Raw genomic sequence first — 14,400 nt, 5'->3', positions numbered from 1 at the left:
TTTTGTTCAGGCCGAGGCGCCTCTTCCTCATCGAAATGTATTCAAGAAACAGAAAAAGAACCGTAAACAAGGCTGTACAGCCACATTTTACGGTTCTTCCGTCTCAACACATTATACTTCCTTCATTACACAAAAGCAAACCATTCCATGCTTATCAGTCAATGGCAACTAGCTTTTGCCACAAACGATACAGGATCGCTTTTGCCGAACGGATACGGACCGTCTCCCGGTTACCGTTAATTCGCAATTCATGAATTTCAGTATCCTTTCCACGCTCTGCCAAAGCGATAAACACAAGCCCAGGTGGTTTACGTTCCGAATATCCTGGACCAGCTACTCCTGTAATCGCCAGACCGAAATCAGCATCCCCGATCATACGAACCTGCTCTGCAAGCACTTTAGCCACCTCAGGACTAACCGCACCCGGAGCGTCCTCACCTTCCAGATAGCTGTGCGGCACGTTAAGCAGCTTTTCTTTAATTTCATTGGAATAACAGACGATGCCACCTTTCAGCATCGAGGCACTTCCTGGCACAGAAGTGAGGCTTTGCATTACAAGCCCTCCTGTACAGCTCTCAGCGGCGCTCAGGGTCAGTCCCATATCAGACATCATCGTGACAATTGTGTACTCTATAGGCACATCCTCGGTCGCGTAGAGATGTTCGGCCAGACGCTCGCGAATCTGCACCTCCATCGCATCCAGCTTCAGCTTGGCCTCTCCTTCGCTTGCTGCTTTGGTAGATACACGTACAGTAACTTCTCCCTCGCTTGCATACGGAGCAATCGTAGGATCAGTCTGCGTATCAATAAGATCAAGCAGGCGATCCTCCAATGCGGATTCACCAATGCCTGCAAACTTGAGCATACGTGAATAAATCGGCATTTCTTCAGTAAGAACATGCTGGAGCAGCCACGGCTTGACCTCCTGCTCAAACATCGGAATGAGCTCTTTAGGCGGTCCAGGCATCACGACATAATATTTGTCATTGTCCGCAATGGCATTGCCTGCGGCAAGACCCGTTTCATTCGCCAAGGGTGTTCCACCTTCAATAACGATGGCTTGACGCCGATTGTTCTCTGTCATCTCTACATTGCGTTCACGGAAGAAACCTTCAATCTTGTCCATCGCCATACGATCAATGTGCAGCTTTCGTTGGAGCACAGCCGCAAGCGCATCTTTGGTCAGATCATCCTGGGTAGGACCGATGCCGCCTGAAAATAAAATAACATCAGCGCGTCCCTGCGCAATACGGATCGCTTCACTAAGCCGATTCAGATTATCACCAACCACGGTCTGAAAGTATACGTCAATTCCCATGGCTGCAAGTTCCCGGGAAAGATATCTGGCATTCGTATTAACGATTTGTCCTAGCAGCAGTTCGGTTCCAACTGCAATAATCTCTGCCTTCATTTCAGTATCCTCCTGTACATATGTTGAGCGTAATCAAAGGGCAATAGGATAAGCTCCTATTGCCCTTTGACCCGATGAGTCTTTCATCATTACCCGTTTCAGCGCAAAACATTACGCTTGGGATAAAGTAAAATATTACACCTTGGATAGATGAAGCAGATTTTTGTTTTTAATAAAGTAGTCGACCCCAGACCAGATCGTGATCAGCGCTGCTGCCCACACTGCAATAACATCCATATGGATGCCTGTGTAGGAAAACGGGAAATTGTTCAGCAGCAGCAAAACAATCGCTACAATCTGCACCACCGTTTTCAGTTTGCCCCAAGCACTCGCAGCAACAACCGAACCGTCAAGCAAAGCAATCTGACGCAGCCCGGTTACAGCAAATTCACGGCTGATAATGACAACAGCAATCCAGGAATCCAGCTTGCCCATCTGCACCAGTGAGATCAAAACAGCGGTAACCAGCAGTTTATCTGCAAGAGGGTCCAGCAGTTTGCCCAGATTGGTGACCATATTGTTTTTCCTTGCAAGATAGCCGTCTATTCCATCCGTGCTTGCAGCTACGATAAAAATGAAAGCAGCAATTAATTGATTATACGGAAGCGCAAGACTTCCAAGCTGTAACGGCTCGGGATAAAACGGAAAATCCACAAGCAGAAACACCATTAAAAAAGGGATTAAGCAAATTCGTGCAAGCGTAATCCGGTTGGGTAAATTCACAAGACGCCCTCCCTTTGTATCCTCCATTACTTCAAACATTCATCTTAATCCCGTATTCATCATCTGAAGCAAGGAATAAACGTTTCAAGCGTTCGACTTGTATTCACATGAACCCTATGTAGAAACGCAAAAAATAAAGTCTACCGCTCAAACGCAAAACCGCTTTGAAACGCTTCGGTGACTTCCAGAAGTATACTGCTTTTCACAAAGTCAGCAAACGATGAGGACTGGACTTGATGCATGACTGCCAGCAATGCACATTCAGTATAATATACGTATCAATATAGTGTCAAAAAAGCACTGACACCTCAACTTTTATTTGAAGTTGGTGTACTGCAGATCCAGCGGCAAGTTAGCCCCGTTAAGCATCTGCATCACGGCTTGCAGATCATTTTTACTTTTGCCTGTGACCCGAAGCTGATCGCCTTGAATCTGACTCTTAACCTTCAGCTTGGAGTCACGAATCAGAATATTGATTTTTTTGGCAACATCCTGATCAATGCCTTGTTTGAAATTCAAACGCTGACGAACCGTTCCTGAGGAAGCAGGCTCTACCTTGGCGTAATCAATATTTTTCAGCGGAAGACCGCGCTTTGCCATTTTGGATTGCAGTACATCAATAACAGCCTTCAATTTTGTCTCATCATCTGACACAATTGTCAGAGCATCCTTGTCAAGCTTCAGACTGCTCTTGCTGCCCTTGAAATCATAACGAGTGCCAATTTCCTTTTCCGTTTGTGTAACGGCGTTTGTTAGTTCCTGCAAGTCCATTTTGGACACGATATCAAATGAATTTTCTGAACTCAAATCGAGTCACCCTTTCAGTTAATCATATGTTCTGTAACATTATAGAGTAAACTTCACACAAAAGTCTAATGTTGAGCAGGGTGAAACCATAGAAAAAAGCATTTTTGGCACACCTCTCGGTCACCAAAAATGCTTGCTGGTTAAGCTGCCCTCTAATATCGGCTGCGGTCAGGCTGTCTGAACATATCAAGCACACCAAGAAGGATATGTGCAAGACCAAAGCCCAATATTCCGTAGCCCCAGGCATTTGGAGTCAGGTAATAACCCAGGAGGCTGACAATAATGCCTAAACCCGTTACGATCCAGCTGACTGTCATGGCCGTCCACCTCACTTCACCATAAGTTAACTGCAATTTGAGACAACGTTATTGTCCCCTGCAGTTCACCTGGTTATTCGCCACTTGAACTTGAACTTCCGCCCTCTGTAGAATCTCCGGAACTGTTTGCATCTGTGCCCTCAGTTCCCGCAGATGAAGCGGTACTATCCGTATCAAGTTTGAGACGAATACGGTTTGTCGCTTTGCCGTCCGTTACCACTTGACCGCCAACATCAATGGTGGTTGCTGCCGCATAACCAGACTTAATGTACATCCCTGCGCTATCCAGTGTAAAAGTAAATGAATCTCCGTCTGCAGTGTTGCCATACTGCAGCTTTTCCCCGCTCGAATTCTCTCCTTTATACACTTCCAGCCAGCTGTTTCCCGTCGCTTTGATCGTCACCGTTACAGGCTGACCCGCACTTCCGGCAACCTTGAAGTTTGTAATGTTACCTGACTTGCCATCTTCCGAAACGGTGACTGAGCCAGGTGTACTTGGAGGATTCTGTTCTCCTTGGTTATCACCTGTCTGTCCATCCGTTTGCCCTTCAGTCTGCCCGCTGCCTTGTTCATCGGTCTGACCGTTACTTTCCGTACCGCCACCGTTGCCACCTGCTTCACCTTTACCCGTATCTTCCGAACCCGAGTCCGTTGCAGGCGGATTCGCTGCTTGACCGTTGTCCGTCGATGGATCAGGTTTGTCCGCAGGCGGCTTCTGGCTGTCTGTAATTTTCGTATCATCCAGCCCTTGGGGATTGGTATCGTCTGCTTTGTTGTTAGCCATGTAAACATACAAAAGAACGATAATCAGAATAGGGAACGTCCACATCAGCGCAACAGACATCCATCGATTGCTCCGCTCCACCGGTCTGTTTGCACGCTTCTGGATTACAGGCTCCATCGTTGCTTCTGCTGCCTCTGCAGGCACGTCCTTTTTATGTCCTTCCAGCAGCTCATCCGGATTCAGTCCCACGGTTTCCGCATAGGTTTTAATAAATGCACGCACATAGAAGCTGCCGGGCAACACTTTATAATCCCCCGCCTCTATCGCCTCCAGGTACCTCTTGCGAATTTTAGTCATTTCCTGTACATCGTCGAGACTCATCCCTTTTTGCAGCCGGGCCTCTCTTAACTGCTGACCCAGTTCAGACATGCCATCTCCTCCTTATGTTTATCTCTTCAGTAGTTGCTCATCTATTCCATGATGCCGTACGGAGCTTTACAGTTCGTCGGTGTAGCTTGCCGTAAAGGTATCATAAATAATTTCTTCGTTAGGGTTGTTACGCAGCTCAATAATAATATCAAAATCATTATAGTCATATTCGGATTCCTGCACAAAAATATCCGGATGCTCAATCACTTTCGTGCTTGGCATCGTCATAATATCCTGAAGCAGATTATAATGTCTTTCGCTCGATCGAATTGTACTCACAATGCCGTCAATAATAAACACGTTGTTCGGATTCAGCTCATCCTCGGACATCTGACTCCGAATCGTTTGACGAAGAAGAGTGGAGGATACAAAGGTCCACCGTTTCATGGCGCATACACTGCCTGCGATAATCGACTCTGTTTTGCCCACACGCGGCATTCCGCGCAAGCCAATGACCTGATTGCCTTCTCTTTTAAATACTTCACCCAAAAAATCCACAAGTAACCCAAGTTCGTCACGAGTGAAACGAAATGTTTTGCGGTCATCCGAATCCCGGTCAATATACCGGCCATGACGAACAGCAAGAATATCTACCAGCTTGGGCTGACGCAAGGCCGATACCGTAATACTGTTGACTTTGCTAAGCATTTCTCCAAGCAGACGAATTTTCTCGTCATCATCGGATTCAAGCAGCATGCCCCTTGTTTTGCCTTCCACACCGTTGATGGTCAATATATTGACTTCCAGCATACCCAGCATAGAGGCAATATCCCCTAGAAGACCAGGTCTGTTCTTATGTATTTTATATTCCATATACCATTGTTTAGTTTCCATTTATACACCCCGTAATGCATTATTCCACATTATTCGACAACATCTGAACGCGTCCACTGAACGAAATTCGGAGTCATCTTCTAAAAATGGGTCACGTTAATGATATATAAAATGAAAATGAATTACAAGAACAGCTCTGTAATCCGTTTGTAATCATTAGAGAAAAGCCCCCTTGCGGGAGCTCTCCATCTTTTGCCTTATGCGTTTTGTTTGGCCAATTTGACCATCAGGCACGCAATCGTACGACGCTCATCTGCATCGCCGACATCCCATAGTTCCTTCAATGCCCGGTTGGAATGGTTCGCCGGATCAACCTTCTCATCCAGAAAGTCACCGATCTCGTACGCAAGTTTGTTGATGGTCTCTTCACTCATGCCCATCTTCTCGGCTTGCCGCACGCGATCACCCAGAAACTTCTTCCACGTGTCAAAGTTGGAAACTACTGTATTGTCTGTTGACATGATAAATCCTCCTTAGCTGACGCATGAGATTTAAAATCAACAGTTGTAATATGTGCTTCCTGAACATTTTATATACGAGCTTTTGAAATAAAACTCCAATTCAGCTTCCTTGCACGAGCGCCCGCGCATTATTGTTCAATCCAGCCGATTCAGTTCGTCGAATTCAACCATTTCAGCCAGCAGTGCCTCCAGCTAAGTCAGCCAGCCTCCGTTAGGACTGATGATTTGCCCATTAATATATCCTGACTCGGGCAACGCGAGAAAATATACGAGTGACGAAATCTCATCCGGCTGCGCAAGCCGTCCTGCCGGGATTTCGTCCTCCAGCATCTGAAGTTCACTTTGGTCCAGATGATCTAACATCGTGGTCTGAACTGCACCCGGAGCAACAGCGTTAACAGTAACGCCGGATGGAGCCAATTCTTTCGCTAGCGCCTTGGTGAAGGCATTCACGCCACCCTTGGTAGTGGAATAAAGCACCTCACAGGATGCACCGGATAACCCCCAGATTGACGATACGTTAATGATGCGTCCATATCGCTGGGAGATCATATGCGGCATCATTTCCTGAGTACAGAGAAAAGTGCCTTTCAGATTAATAGCCATCACTTCATCCCAGATGTCCTCTGTTACGTCAGACAGCAGACCATAATGAGATATGCCTGCGTTATTGACCAGAATATCCGGCAGCAGCTCATGGGATGCCAGCTTGTCCCGCATGCGCTGAATCTGCTCTCGGCTGCGCAGATCGGCTGACACGGTCATAATGCGCCCGCTGCCCTTTTCCATACAACGTCTTGCTGCTTCATTGGCCGCCTCATGCGATTTCATATAGTGCAGCACTACATTCATGCCCACACTGGCAAACCGCTCTGCAATAGCTGCTCCAATACCGCCGCTTGCACCGGTAACGAGTACCGTCATTTCCCCAATCGCCTTCACTGTCGTTTCCCCCATTACACATTCCTCTCACTTTCTTGATAACGCTTTACTCTTTATTTCATCAAGCTTTCCTCTTACTTCTTCATCATCTTTCCCTCATACTTCTTTATCATCTTAAAAGTATCCCAAATCCCTCTCCACATCAAGGACTCACCACGAGTGACACAGCCATTTGATCCCAGCGAATATGCTGCTTCAATCTTTGATTTACATCCTCCAATGTAATCGTCTCGTACAAGGAGAGCATACTGAAAAAGTCAACACCGCGGAACTGCTGACGTGTGAATTCACTCGCAATGTTCTCCGGTGAATTCAGCATGCGTAAATATCCACCCATTTTCTTTTTGCGTGCACGCTCAAAATCGGAAGACTCGAATCCTTTTTGAACAATGACATCTACCTCTTCACGAATCCGTTTCAATAGCTGATCCGGATCAGGAGTATCCCCGCCCACAGCCGAAAACGCATATTGAGGTGAACTGATGTACTCATGACCGAAGCTGTCCGAGATCAGATTCTCATCGTATAACTTCTGAAACAGACGTGTGCTGGAGCCAAACAAAAGGTCCATCATAAGCTGTGTCGTGGTGTCCCTGTGCAAAAGTTCTTTCCCCGTTAGTCCAACATCCGTTTCTTTGAAGCCAAACAGACACTTTGGAAGGGAAACCGACAACTGAACTTCACGTCTCGCCTCTCCTACCTGGGCGGGCTCAGGCTCAAAAAAACGCTGAATCTGTCCTTGCGGCTCGTACTTTTTCTGCGCCTGATTCTCTCGAACCATGCTAATCACCTGCTCCGGGTCCACACCGCCCACAACAAACAGAAGCATGTTGCTCGGATGGTAGAAGGCATTGTAACAAGTGTACAGCATTTCCTTGGTAATGGTGTGAATGGATTGAACGGTTCCCGCAATATCAATATGCACCGGATGTTTTTGATACATCGCTTCAATCAGGCCAAAATAAACCCGCCAATCCGGACTATCGGCATACATGTTGATCTCCTGTTCAATGATACCCTTTTCCTTGTTCACATTTTGATCAGTGAAGTACGGATTTTGCACAAAATCAACTAATGTTTGTATATTTTCGTTTATATGCTCTGTGGCAGAGAACAAATAAACCGTCTGATCGAAGCTTGTAAAAGCGTTTGCAGAGGCACCCTGAGAAGCAAATGTAGCAAAAATATCACCCGTAGGCTCCTCAAACATTTTGTGCTCCAGAAAATGAGCAATCCCGTCCGGCACCTTCACTTCAGCCTGTCCTTGCACCTGAAAATGATTATCTACAGACCCGTATTTTGTTGCAAATGTAGCATACGTTTTCTGAAAACCCGGTTTGGGCAGCACATAGACGTGCAGTCCGTTGTCCATCACTTCGTAATATAACGTTTCCTGCAGCTGTTCATAACGAATGCTCTCCACGACTATTCCTCCTTCTCGTCCCGCAAGAAATAAATCGTATCCAGACGGAACTGCTCTGCGGCTTCACGAACATCCTGCTTGCTGACCTGCTCGATTTGCGCGAGCAATTCTTCTGGTGTTCTTTCCTTGCCCGATAACTGGCGATTAAAATCATAGGCAATGATCTCAAACGCAGCATCCTGCATCTCTTTCAGCAAATTACGAATCATCGCCTTGGTCTGGGACATCTCCAGATCGGTAATATTGCCACTGCGCATTTCTTCAAGCTGCTGCTTGATAATAGCGACTGCTTTCTCATAATGAGGAATTTCAATGCCGGATTGTATCGTAGCAATGCCTTTGTGCCCGTCATATCTGGAAGACGCATAGTAGGCGAGGCTCTCTTTTTCACGAACACTTACAAACAGCTTTGAATGCGGATACCCGCCAAGGATGCCGTTGTACAGCAATGCTGCTGCATAGTTGTCATCTCCATACGTAATCGAAGTACGAAGACCCATATTCAGTTTGCCTTGGCCGATATTTAACTTTTCAATAACCGTGTTCACGTCCTGATCCCCGCGCACCGCCTTCTGAGCCTGATAATCCGAGGAAACTGTACGCTCCAGATTAAAATGTCGCTCTACCAGTTCTTCCACTTCTTCAAGTGTCGTATCACCCACTACATATAGATCCATGCTTGCTGTGCCCAGCCAGTTCTGATAAGCCGGAGTCAGCTCCGCAGGCTCTATGGCTGGCAGTACCTTTCGTTCACCAAGCGGATGCAGCCTGTAAGGCTCATTTTTGCACATTTCTTCAATACAACGTTCAGCGGCATAACGCATTTTGTCGTTCACGATGGATTCCAGCTTTTTGCGGACCGTCTCGCGTTCGGCATGAACATACGCTGCTTTGAAATGTCCATTTTCCTGTGCAGGCTTAGTCAGCACCTCGCCAAGAAAAGCAAAGGAGCGGTCCAGCAGCTGCTCTTCCCCTCCGACAAAAGAGTCGTTAATCGTATCCATTCGGAACTGCACAATCTGATAATCGCCGCGTTTATAAACGTCAAAACCAAAGCCGGCTCCGTATAAATGCTCCAGTTGCTCACGAAACTGCGTTGTTTCCGGATACGATTCAGTCCCTCGTCTTAACACAAACGGAATCAGCGCGGTCTGAGTCACCGTGTCCTCACGTAAAGGAACCCCGGCGTACAGGGAAATCGCGAACGTTTTGAAGCGTGTCGTGGGAAGCACGTGAATGCGAAGCTGTTTCCGGCTGCCCCGTTCAAATTCTGCGGTATTCAAATGTCAAAACTCCTTTACGGCGTCATTTAGATAACAGGCCTTTATCGAGCTCAAACGTAACACCATCATTTTATACTATACGATTTAAAAGCCAAGAAGCAACCGAAGTTCATCCTTCTGGTTGCTCCCCTGCCCGATTACATACAGAATATATGTTGCCCGATCGTTTTTACCTGAGGTCGTGTCCAGATCCATTTAGATGTGGCCGTTTTGGGGTTAAAATAATACAGGCAGCCGCCGGAAGGGTCCCAGCCGTTTAATGCCTGCTCTACAGCTTTTTTGGCCTGAGCATTAGGTTCCAGATAGATCTGTCCGTCTGCTACAGCTGTAAAAGCCCCTGGCTGAAAGATTACACCGGAAGGCGTAGATGGGAAACTCGGTGATTTGACCCGATTCAAAATAACAGCAGCTACGGCTACCTGACCTTCAAATGGTTCTCCGCGGGCTTCACCGTATACGGCATTCGCCATAATTTTGAGCTCATTCTCGGAGAGCCCCATCGCATTGGAGGAGCCCATATTGTCCTGCTCATTGTTGCCAGCATTTGAAGTCCCCCCCGTCTCCCCGCCAGCGCCTCCTTTATGCAAAGGAGGTTCGGTAGGTGACCACTTGGCGGTTGCATTGTAAAGCTTCAGCTTTGTTTTCGCACCAACCACACCGTCTGCCTTCATTCCAAATTCGGATTGAAACCATTTTACCGATTTCAGTGTGCTGCTGCCAAAATTACTGTCGATTTTACCGTTGTAGAATCCAAGGTATTTCAGACGTCCCTGAAGCTCGTATACATCTTGACCGTAACTGCCGTATTTCACGGTATTGCTGCTGAATGTAGGCAGTGCTTGTTCCTCTGCCTGTACATTATTCTCAACAGTGCTTGGAGTGGCAGTATGCTCAGGAAGCAAATAACGGATTCCCAGCGCGGATATCAGCAAAATAGCAGTGAAAAGCCATAGGTTCATTTTTCGCATCGACTACGCTCTACCTTTCTCTTGTGGGATTTAACAGAATCGCTACCGTTATTATGACAAGCCTGCCTGTTTCCTATGCACCAAATCATCCGATCTCTGGAGCAAATGGCAGCCCCCGTTTTCCGCACATAGCAAAAAACCTCCAACCCCTAAGGGTTGAAGGCTTCTTGGTCACATCCTTACGAGCTTATTTTGCTCTGTTGGTACTGTTCCAGCGAAACCAGAACTTCACGCGGCTTACTGCCCTCGTACGGTCCAATGACACCTCGAGCTTCCATCGAATCAATTAAACGCGCTGCACGCGTATAACCTACCCGCATTCGCCGCTGCAAAAGGGATACCGAAGCCTGCTTCGCCTCCAGAATAATCTGCACAGCCTGCTCGTACAGCTCGTCCTGCACTTCTTCTGCTGCCTGACTGGAATCGTCCACCTCGGGAACGAGAGTTTCATCATACTGCGCTTCACCCTGCCCCCGAACGTAATTCACGATATTTTCAACCTCTTCATCACTCATAAACGCACCCTGAACACGAATCGGCTTGGAAGCGCCCATCGGCATGAACAGCATATCTCCGCGGCCCAAAAGCTTCTCTGCTCCACCCATATCCAGAATCGTACGTGAATCCACCTGTGAGGACACCCCGAAAGCAATCCGCGAAGGAATGTTCGCTTTGATTACCCCCGTAATGACATCGACAGAAGGACGCTGTGTAGCAATAATCAGATGGATACCCGCTGCACGGGCCATCTGCGCCAGACGAGCAATTGCATCCTCTACATCTCCGGCCGCTACCATCATCAGATCGGCCAGCTCGTCCACGATGACCACGATATAAGGCAGTACCGCTGCCGGATTATCCTTCATCAGATTATTGTAACCCTCAACGTTACGTGTGCCGGATTTGGAGAACAATTCATATCGCTTCTCCATCTCAACCACGATTTTTTTGAGTGCAAGCGATGCCCTTTTCGGATCGGTTACAACCGGAGCCATCAGATGCGGGATACCGTTGTATACGTTCAATTCAACCATCTTGGGGTCTACCATCAAAAATTTAACCTCATCCGGCTTCGCTTTGTACAATATGCTGGTGATAATGCCGTTGATACATACCGACTTTCCTGATCCGGTTGCACCAGCTACAAGCAAATGGGGCATTCGTGCCAGGTTGCCAATAATCGTCTGACCCGATATGTCTCGACCAAACGCAATCGTTACCTTGGACTCCGCCTCCTGGAACGTTGCCGTCTCCATAACTTCCCGCATCGTTACTACCGAGACCTCACCATTCGGAACCTCGATGCCTATTGCGGATTTCCCGGGAATTGGAGCCTCCATCCGAATATCCTTGGCAGCCAGGGCCAGAGCAATATCATCCGTAAGACTGACAATGCGGCTGACCTTCACCCCGATATCAGGCTGAATTTCATACCTCGTCACTGCTGGCCCGCGAACCACTTCAAGTACCTTCGCACGCACACCGAAACTTTCAAGTGTTGCCTCCAGCTTGCGTGCAGTCTGCATATAATCCTTCTGGTCGCCACCTTTGCCGCCATTGTTAGGCTTCGCCAGAAGACGGAATGACGGAAGTTTGTATGGCTTTGGAGGTGGAGGGGGCGGCACAGCTGGCGGCGTATGTTCCCCTTCTGCAGCGGGCTGCCCCGTTGCAGAGTCCACCGCTTCGTCTGAGCTCGCTTCTGTATTCGTTAATTCATGATCAAGATCACCTTGAAGCAGTGCTTCTTTACCATTTGCATCAGACCACTCGGCTTCGACCAGCTCATCTGTAAATTTGATATCGGGTCTGTCGACCCGATCAGCGCTGTCATCGTTACTGCCGAGATCATCTGGAAACGGATAAGCATCATCGAGATCATCATCCTTATCGGAGCCTTCCGTTCTGACATGCTCAAAGAAGTCACGAATGATTGGCGCAGAGTCCACCTTGGACGATACAACCTGCGCAGCACCCACAGCGGCAGCTCCTGTTCCATGCTCTGCTGGCCCAGATTCACCATACCATGCTTCGGCTTCCACATCCTGCCCGGCCCGGTACACCACTTGTTCGGATTCCAGTGCATCCCCCTCTTGGAAGCTGTTATCCTGCTTGGCAGCCTGGCGGTCTGCCCCCCATTTTCCGAACAATTGAAAAAATATCGGAGCCTTGCGTCTCGGCAGCTGCCCTTCATGAGCATCCTGTAACTCATCATCATCGTAGTCGTCATCCTGCACGGGTACAGGGGTTAATTTGCGTGTATTGCCTTTCTTGGCCCCTGCAGCACTGGAAGCGGGGCGTCTGGCTGGTCGGGACTCCAGCTTTTTGTACATGGAAGTACCGGCATCCCATATCTTCGTCCTGAATATACGGATCAGATCAACATAAGACAGATTGGTCACCAGCATAAAGCTGATCACAAACATCACAATCATGATCAATCTTGCGCCAAGACTTCCGAACAGCCACAAAAATAAGGCAAACTGCCCGGCACCAATATATCCGCCGCTAATATCCTTATTCAGCATGGAGTCACGTTCCCCCGGCGTGGCAGGTGTCAGCAGCTCTGTTTGCATATCATTATGTACCTGGGTCAGCACAGCACCCGGTTCAAGCGCACCAACCGGAATCAGCTTCTGGTGCATCGCCGAGATTGTACTCATCAAAGTTAAGGCAAAAACCAGCAGCACCAGGCCGGTTTTGCGAGTAGTCCAGCCGCTCGGCCATTTTCGATGAATCATCACCATCAGACCATAATAAATACCCACCAGCGGGATTGCAAAATAGAACTTGCCAAGCAGCAGTCCAAACATCTTGGAAAGCGAGCGTCCAACGGTGGCTTCACCCGATAGTGCTATAACTGCCAGTGTAATCAGCACGATACCGTAAATTTCATATTTTAAGACACCGCTAAATCCGGCGCCCTTTTTTTTCCTCTTTTTTCTTCTGGCCAAGATCAGGTCACCCCCAGAAGAATATTATACCATACAAATATATTCCGTACATATGTTCTTTTTCTGCACCTTTTGTCTGGTTTCGTCGCGTTATGCCAGGCCCGCGTTACCGGAAAGGGGAACGGTGGAACCCGGCTGATTAGCCGGGTCCAGATACGCTTCGAGCGGACAGTCCAGGAGACGCACAATCACCGCTTCGGTGTCATTTACAGGTCTGACCTGCATTAACAAACCATTCATGCGAATCTCTTTCGTTTCACCGGCCTCTGTCCACATTCCCGACCAAAGCTGCTCCGGGGGCATGACTGTATACATTGTTGTCATTGTGTGTACCCTCCTGCCTGAAGTGTCTGTTTCCTGTCGCCCATAAGCTGATTCAATTGCGCAATCGCTTGTCCGATACCGCCTACCGCATCCATAAGTCCATATTTCACAGCATCTGCACTTCCTACCGCTGTACCGATATCCCGATTCAGCTCTCCTGTCTTGAACATCAGCTCCTTGAACATCTCTTCCGAGATATTGGAGTGTGACGTGACAAATCGAACAACTCGCTCCTGCATCTTCTCCATATATTCAAAGGTCTGCGGAACACCGATAACAAGCCCGTTCATACGAATCGGGTGAATGGTCATCGTTGCACTTCCCGCAATTAACGAATACGTCGAGGCTACCGCAATCGGCACACCTATACTGTGTCCTCCTCCAATAACAACCGTTACCGTTGGTTTGCTGAGGGAAGCAATCATCTCTGCAATCGCAAGTCCAGCCTCTACATCGCCACCTACCGTGTTGAGAATTATAAGGATGCCTTCAATTTTCGGATTTTGTTCTGCTGCAACGAGCTGCGGGATGATATGCTCATACTTTGTCGTTTTATTTTGCGGAGGTAAAATCAAATGTCCCTCGACTTGACCGATAATGGTCATACAGAAAATGTTAGATTCCGCAGCCGGTGACTGTGTCTGCCCAAACTGCTGAATGGACTCTGTCACTGGAGAAACCTGCTTCTCCTCCTGTGCCGGCATCTCTGGAGCTTCTGTCTCCGGCTGATTCGAACGTGGTATTTGCTTGTCATTCATCTGCTCATTCATGAAATGTAATCCCCTTCTCCTGAAAAATGTGAT

At 47.9% G+C, this 14,400-nt stretch carries 14 protein-coding genes; all 14 read right to left on the bottom strand.

Translation table 11 applies throughout. The features are described 5' to 3' along the window. Positions 1 to 154: 154 nt before the first annotated feature. The 14 genes from ACQSGY_RS08825 to ACQSGY_RS08760 all read right to left on the bottom strand — a co-directional run bounded on the left by ACQSGY_RS08825 (position 155) and on the right by ACQSGY_RS08760 (position 14,367). Positions 155 to 1,411: a competence/damage-inducible protein A gene (locus ACQSGY_RS08825; protein WP_145402747.1), complete on the bottom strand. Its 1,257-nt coding sequence runs from the start codon at positions 1,409 to 1,411 to the stop codon at positions 155 to 157. 135 nt (positions 1,412 to 1,546) lie between these two features. Then, positions 1,547 to 2,134, bottom strand: a complete 588-nt coding sequence (gene pgsA / locus ACQSGY_RS08820) for a CDP-diacylglycerol--glycerol-3-phosphate 3-phosphatidyltransferase (RefSeq protein WP_216513469.1) — start codon at positions 2,132 to 2,134, stop codon at positions 1,547 to 1,549. Between the two features lie 315 nt (positions 2,135 to 2,449). Next, a complete protein-coding gene (locus ACQSGY_RS08815) occupies positions 2,450 to 2,941 on the bottom strand; it encodes a YajQ family cyclic di-GMP-binding protein (RefSeq protein ID WP_110893041.1) in 492 nt (163 codons plus the stop codon). 152 nt (positions 2,942 to 3,093) lie between these two features. Beyond that, entirely contained in the window at positions 3,094 to 3,258 is a 165-nt protein-coding gene (locus ACQSGY_RS08810) for a hypothetical protein (RefSeq protein ID WP_184180342.1), read from the bottom strand. A 73-nt stretch (positions 3,259 to 3,331) separates the two neighbouring features. Continuing rightward, positions 3,332 to 4,411: a RodZ domain-containing protein gene (locus ACQSGY_RS08805; RefSeq protein WP_427051566.1), complete on the bottom strand. Its 1,080-nt coding sequence runs from the start codon at positions 4,409 to 4,411 to the stop codon at positions 3,332 to 3,334. 66 nt (positions 4,412 to 4,477) lie between these two features. Next, positions 4,478 to 5,245: a DUF3388 domain-containing protein gene (locus ACQSGY_RS08800; RefSeq protein WP_145402750.1), complete on the bottom strand. Its 768-nt coding sequence runs from the start codon at positions 5,243 to 5,245 to the stop codon at positions 4,478 to 4,480. Positions 5,246 to 5,442: 197 nt separating this feature from the next. Next, the gene (locus tag ACQSGY_RS08795) at positions 5,443 to 5,706 is read right to left on the bottom strand and encodes a DUF3243 domain-containing protein (protein ID WP_145402751.1); all 264 of its coding nucleotides are present in this window, start codon (positions 5,704 to 5,706) and stop codon (positions 5,443 to 5,445) included. A 192-nt stretch (positions 5,707 to 5,898) separates the two neighbouring features. After that, positions 5,899 to 6,663: an elongation factor P 5-aminopentanone reductase gene (gene ymfI, locus ACQSGY_RS08790; protein WP_427051565.1), complete on the bottom strand. Its 765-nt coding sequence runs from the start codon at positions 6,661 to 6,663 to the stop codon at positions 5,899 to 5,901. A gap of 127 nt (positions 6,664 to 6,790) precedes the next feature. After that, complete coding sequence (yfmH, locus tag ACQSGY_RS08785) at positions 6,791 to 8,071, bottom strand: EF-P 5-aminopentanol modification-associated protein YfmH (protein WP_427051564.1); 1,281 nt, start codon at positions 8,069 to 8,071, stop codon at positions 6,791 to 6,793. A 2-nt stretch (positions 8,072 to 8,073) separates the two neighbouring features. Next, positions 8,074 to 9,354, bottom strand: a complete 1,281-nt coding sequence (yfmF, locus tag ACQSGY_RS08780) for an EF-P 5-aminopentanol modification-associated protein YfmF (RefSeq protein WP_427051563.1) — start codon at positions 9,352 to 9,354, stop codon at positions 8,074 to 8,076. A gap of 137 nt (positions 9,355 to 9,491) precedes the next feature. Then, entirely contained in the window at positions 9,492 to 10,322 is an 831-nt protein-coding gene (gene sleB, locus ACQSGY_RS08775) for a spore cortex-lytic enzyme (RefSeq protein ID WP_427051562.1), read from the bottom strand. Between the two features lie 179 nt (positions 10,323 to 10,501). Then, on the bottom strand, positions 10,502 to 13,273 hold the full coding sequence (locus ACQSGY_RS08770) for a DNA translocase FtsK (protein WP_427051561.1): 2,772 nt from the start codon (positions 13,271 to 13,273) through the stop codon (positions 10,502 to 10,504). Positions 13,274 to 13,363: 90 nt separating this feature from the next. Further along, entirely contained in the window at positions 13,364 to 13,597 is a 234-nt protein-coding gene (locus ACQSGY_RS08765; protein ID WP_427051560.1) for a YlzJ-like family protein, read from the bottom strand. Beyond that, positions 13,594 to 14,367, bottom strand: a complete 774-nt coding sequence (locus ACQSGY_RS08760) for a ClpP family protease (protein WP_276311044.1) — start codon at positions 14,365 to 14,367, stop codon at positions 13,594 to 13,596. Before ACQSGY_RS08760 ends, ACQSGY_RS08765 begins: the two co-directional genes overlap by 4 nt. Positions 14,368 to 14,400: the final 33 nt, after the last annotated feature.

It is taken from the genome of Paenibacillus sp. TC-CSREp1, assembly GCF_050171015.1.
Taxonomy (GTDB): Bacteria; Bacillota; Bacilli; order Paenibacillales; family Paenibacillaceae; genus Paenibacillus; species Paenibacillus silvae.
Note: the sequence above shows the minus strand (reverse complement) of the source record. Positions and strands in the feature narration are given on the sequence as shown.

Excerpts from the sequence above, each read along its gene's own strand:
- ACQSGY_RS08825 (WP_145402747.1), bottom strand. The coding sequence starts at position 1,411 with ATGAAGGCAGAGATTATTGCAGTTGGAACCGAACTGCTGCTAGGACAA.
- sleB (WP_427051562.1), bottom strand. The coding sequence starts at position 10,322 with ATGCGAAAAATGAACCTATGGCTTTTCACTGCTATTTTGCTGATATCC.
- ACQSGY_RS08795 (WP_145402751.1), bottom strand. The coding sequence starts at position 5,706 with ATGTCAACAGACAATACAGTAGTTTCCAACTTTGACACGTGGAAGAAG.
- ACQSGY_RS08800 (WP_145402750.1), bottom strand. The coding sequence starts at position 5,245 with ATGGAAACTAAACAATGGTATATGGAATATAAAATACATAAGAACAGA.
- ACQSGY_RS08765 (WP_427051560.1), bottom strand. The coding sequence starts at position 13,597 with ATGACAACAATGTATACAGTCATGCCCCCGGAGCAGCTTTGGTCGGGA.
- ACQSGY_RS08760 (WP_276311044.1), bottom strand. The coding sequence starts at position 14,367 with ATGAATGAGCAGATGAATGACAAGCAAATACCACGTTCGAATCAGCCG.
- ACQSGY_RS08805 (WP_427051566.1), bottom strand. The coding sequence starts at position 4,411 with ATGTCTGAACTGGGTCAGCAGTTAAGAGAGGCCCGGCTGCAAAAAGGG.
- ACQSGY_RS08810 (WP_184180342.1), bottom strand. The coding sequence starts at position 3,258 with ATGACAGTCAGCTGGATCGTAACGGGTTTAGGCATTATTGTCAGCCTC.
- ymfI (WP_427051565.1), bottom strand. The coding sequence starts at position 6,663 with ATGGGGGAAACGACAGTGAAGGCGATTGGGGAAATGACGGTACTCGTT.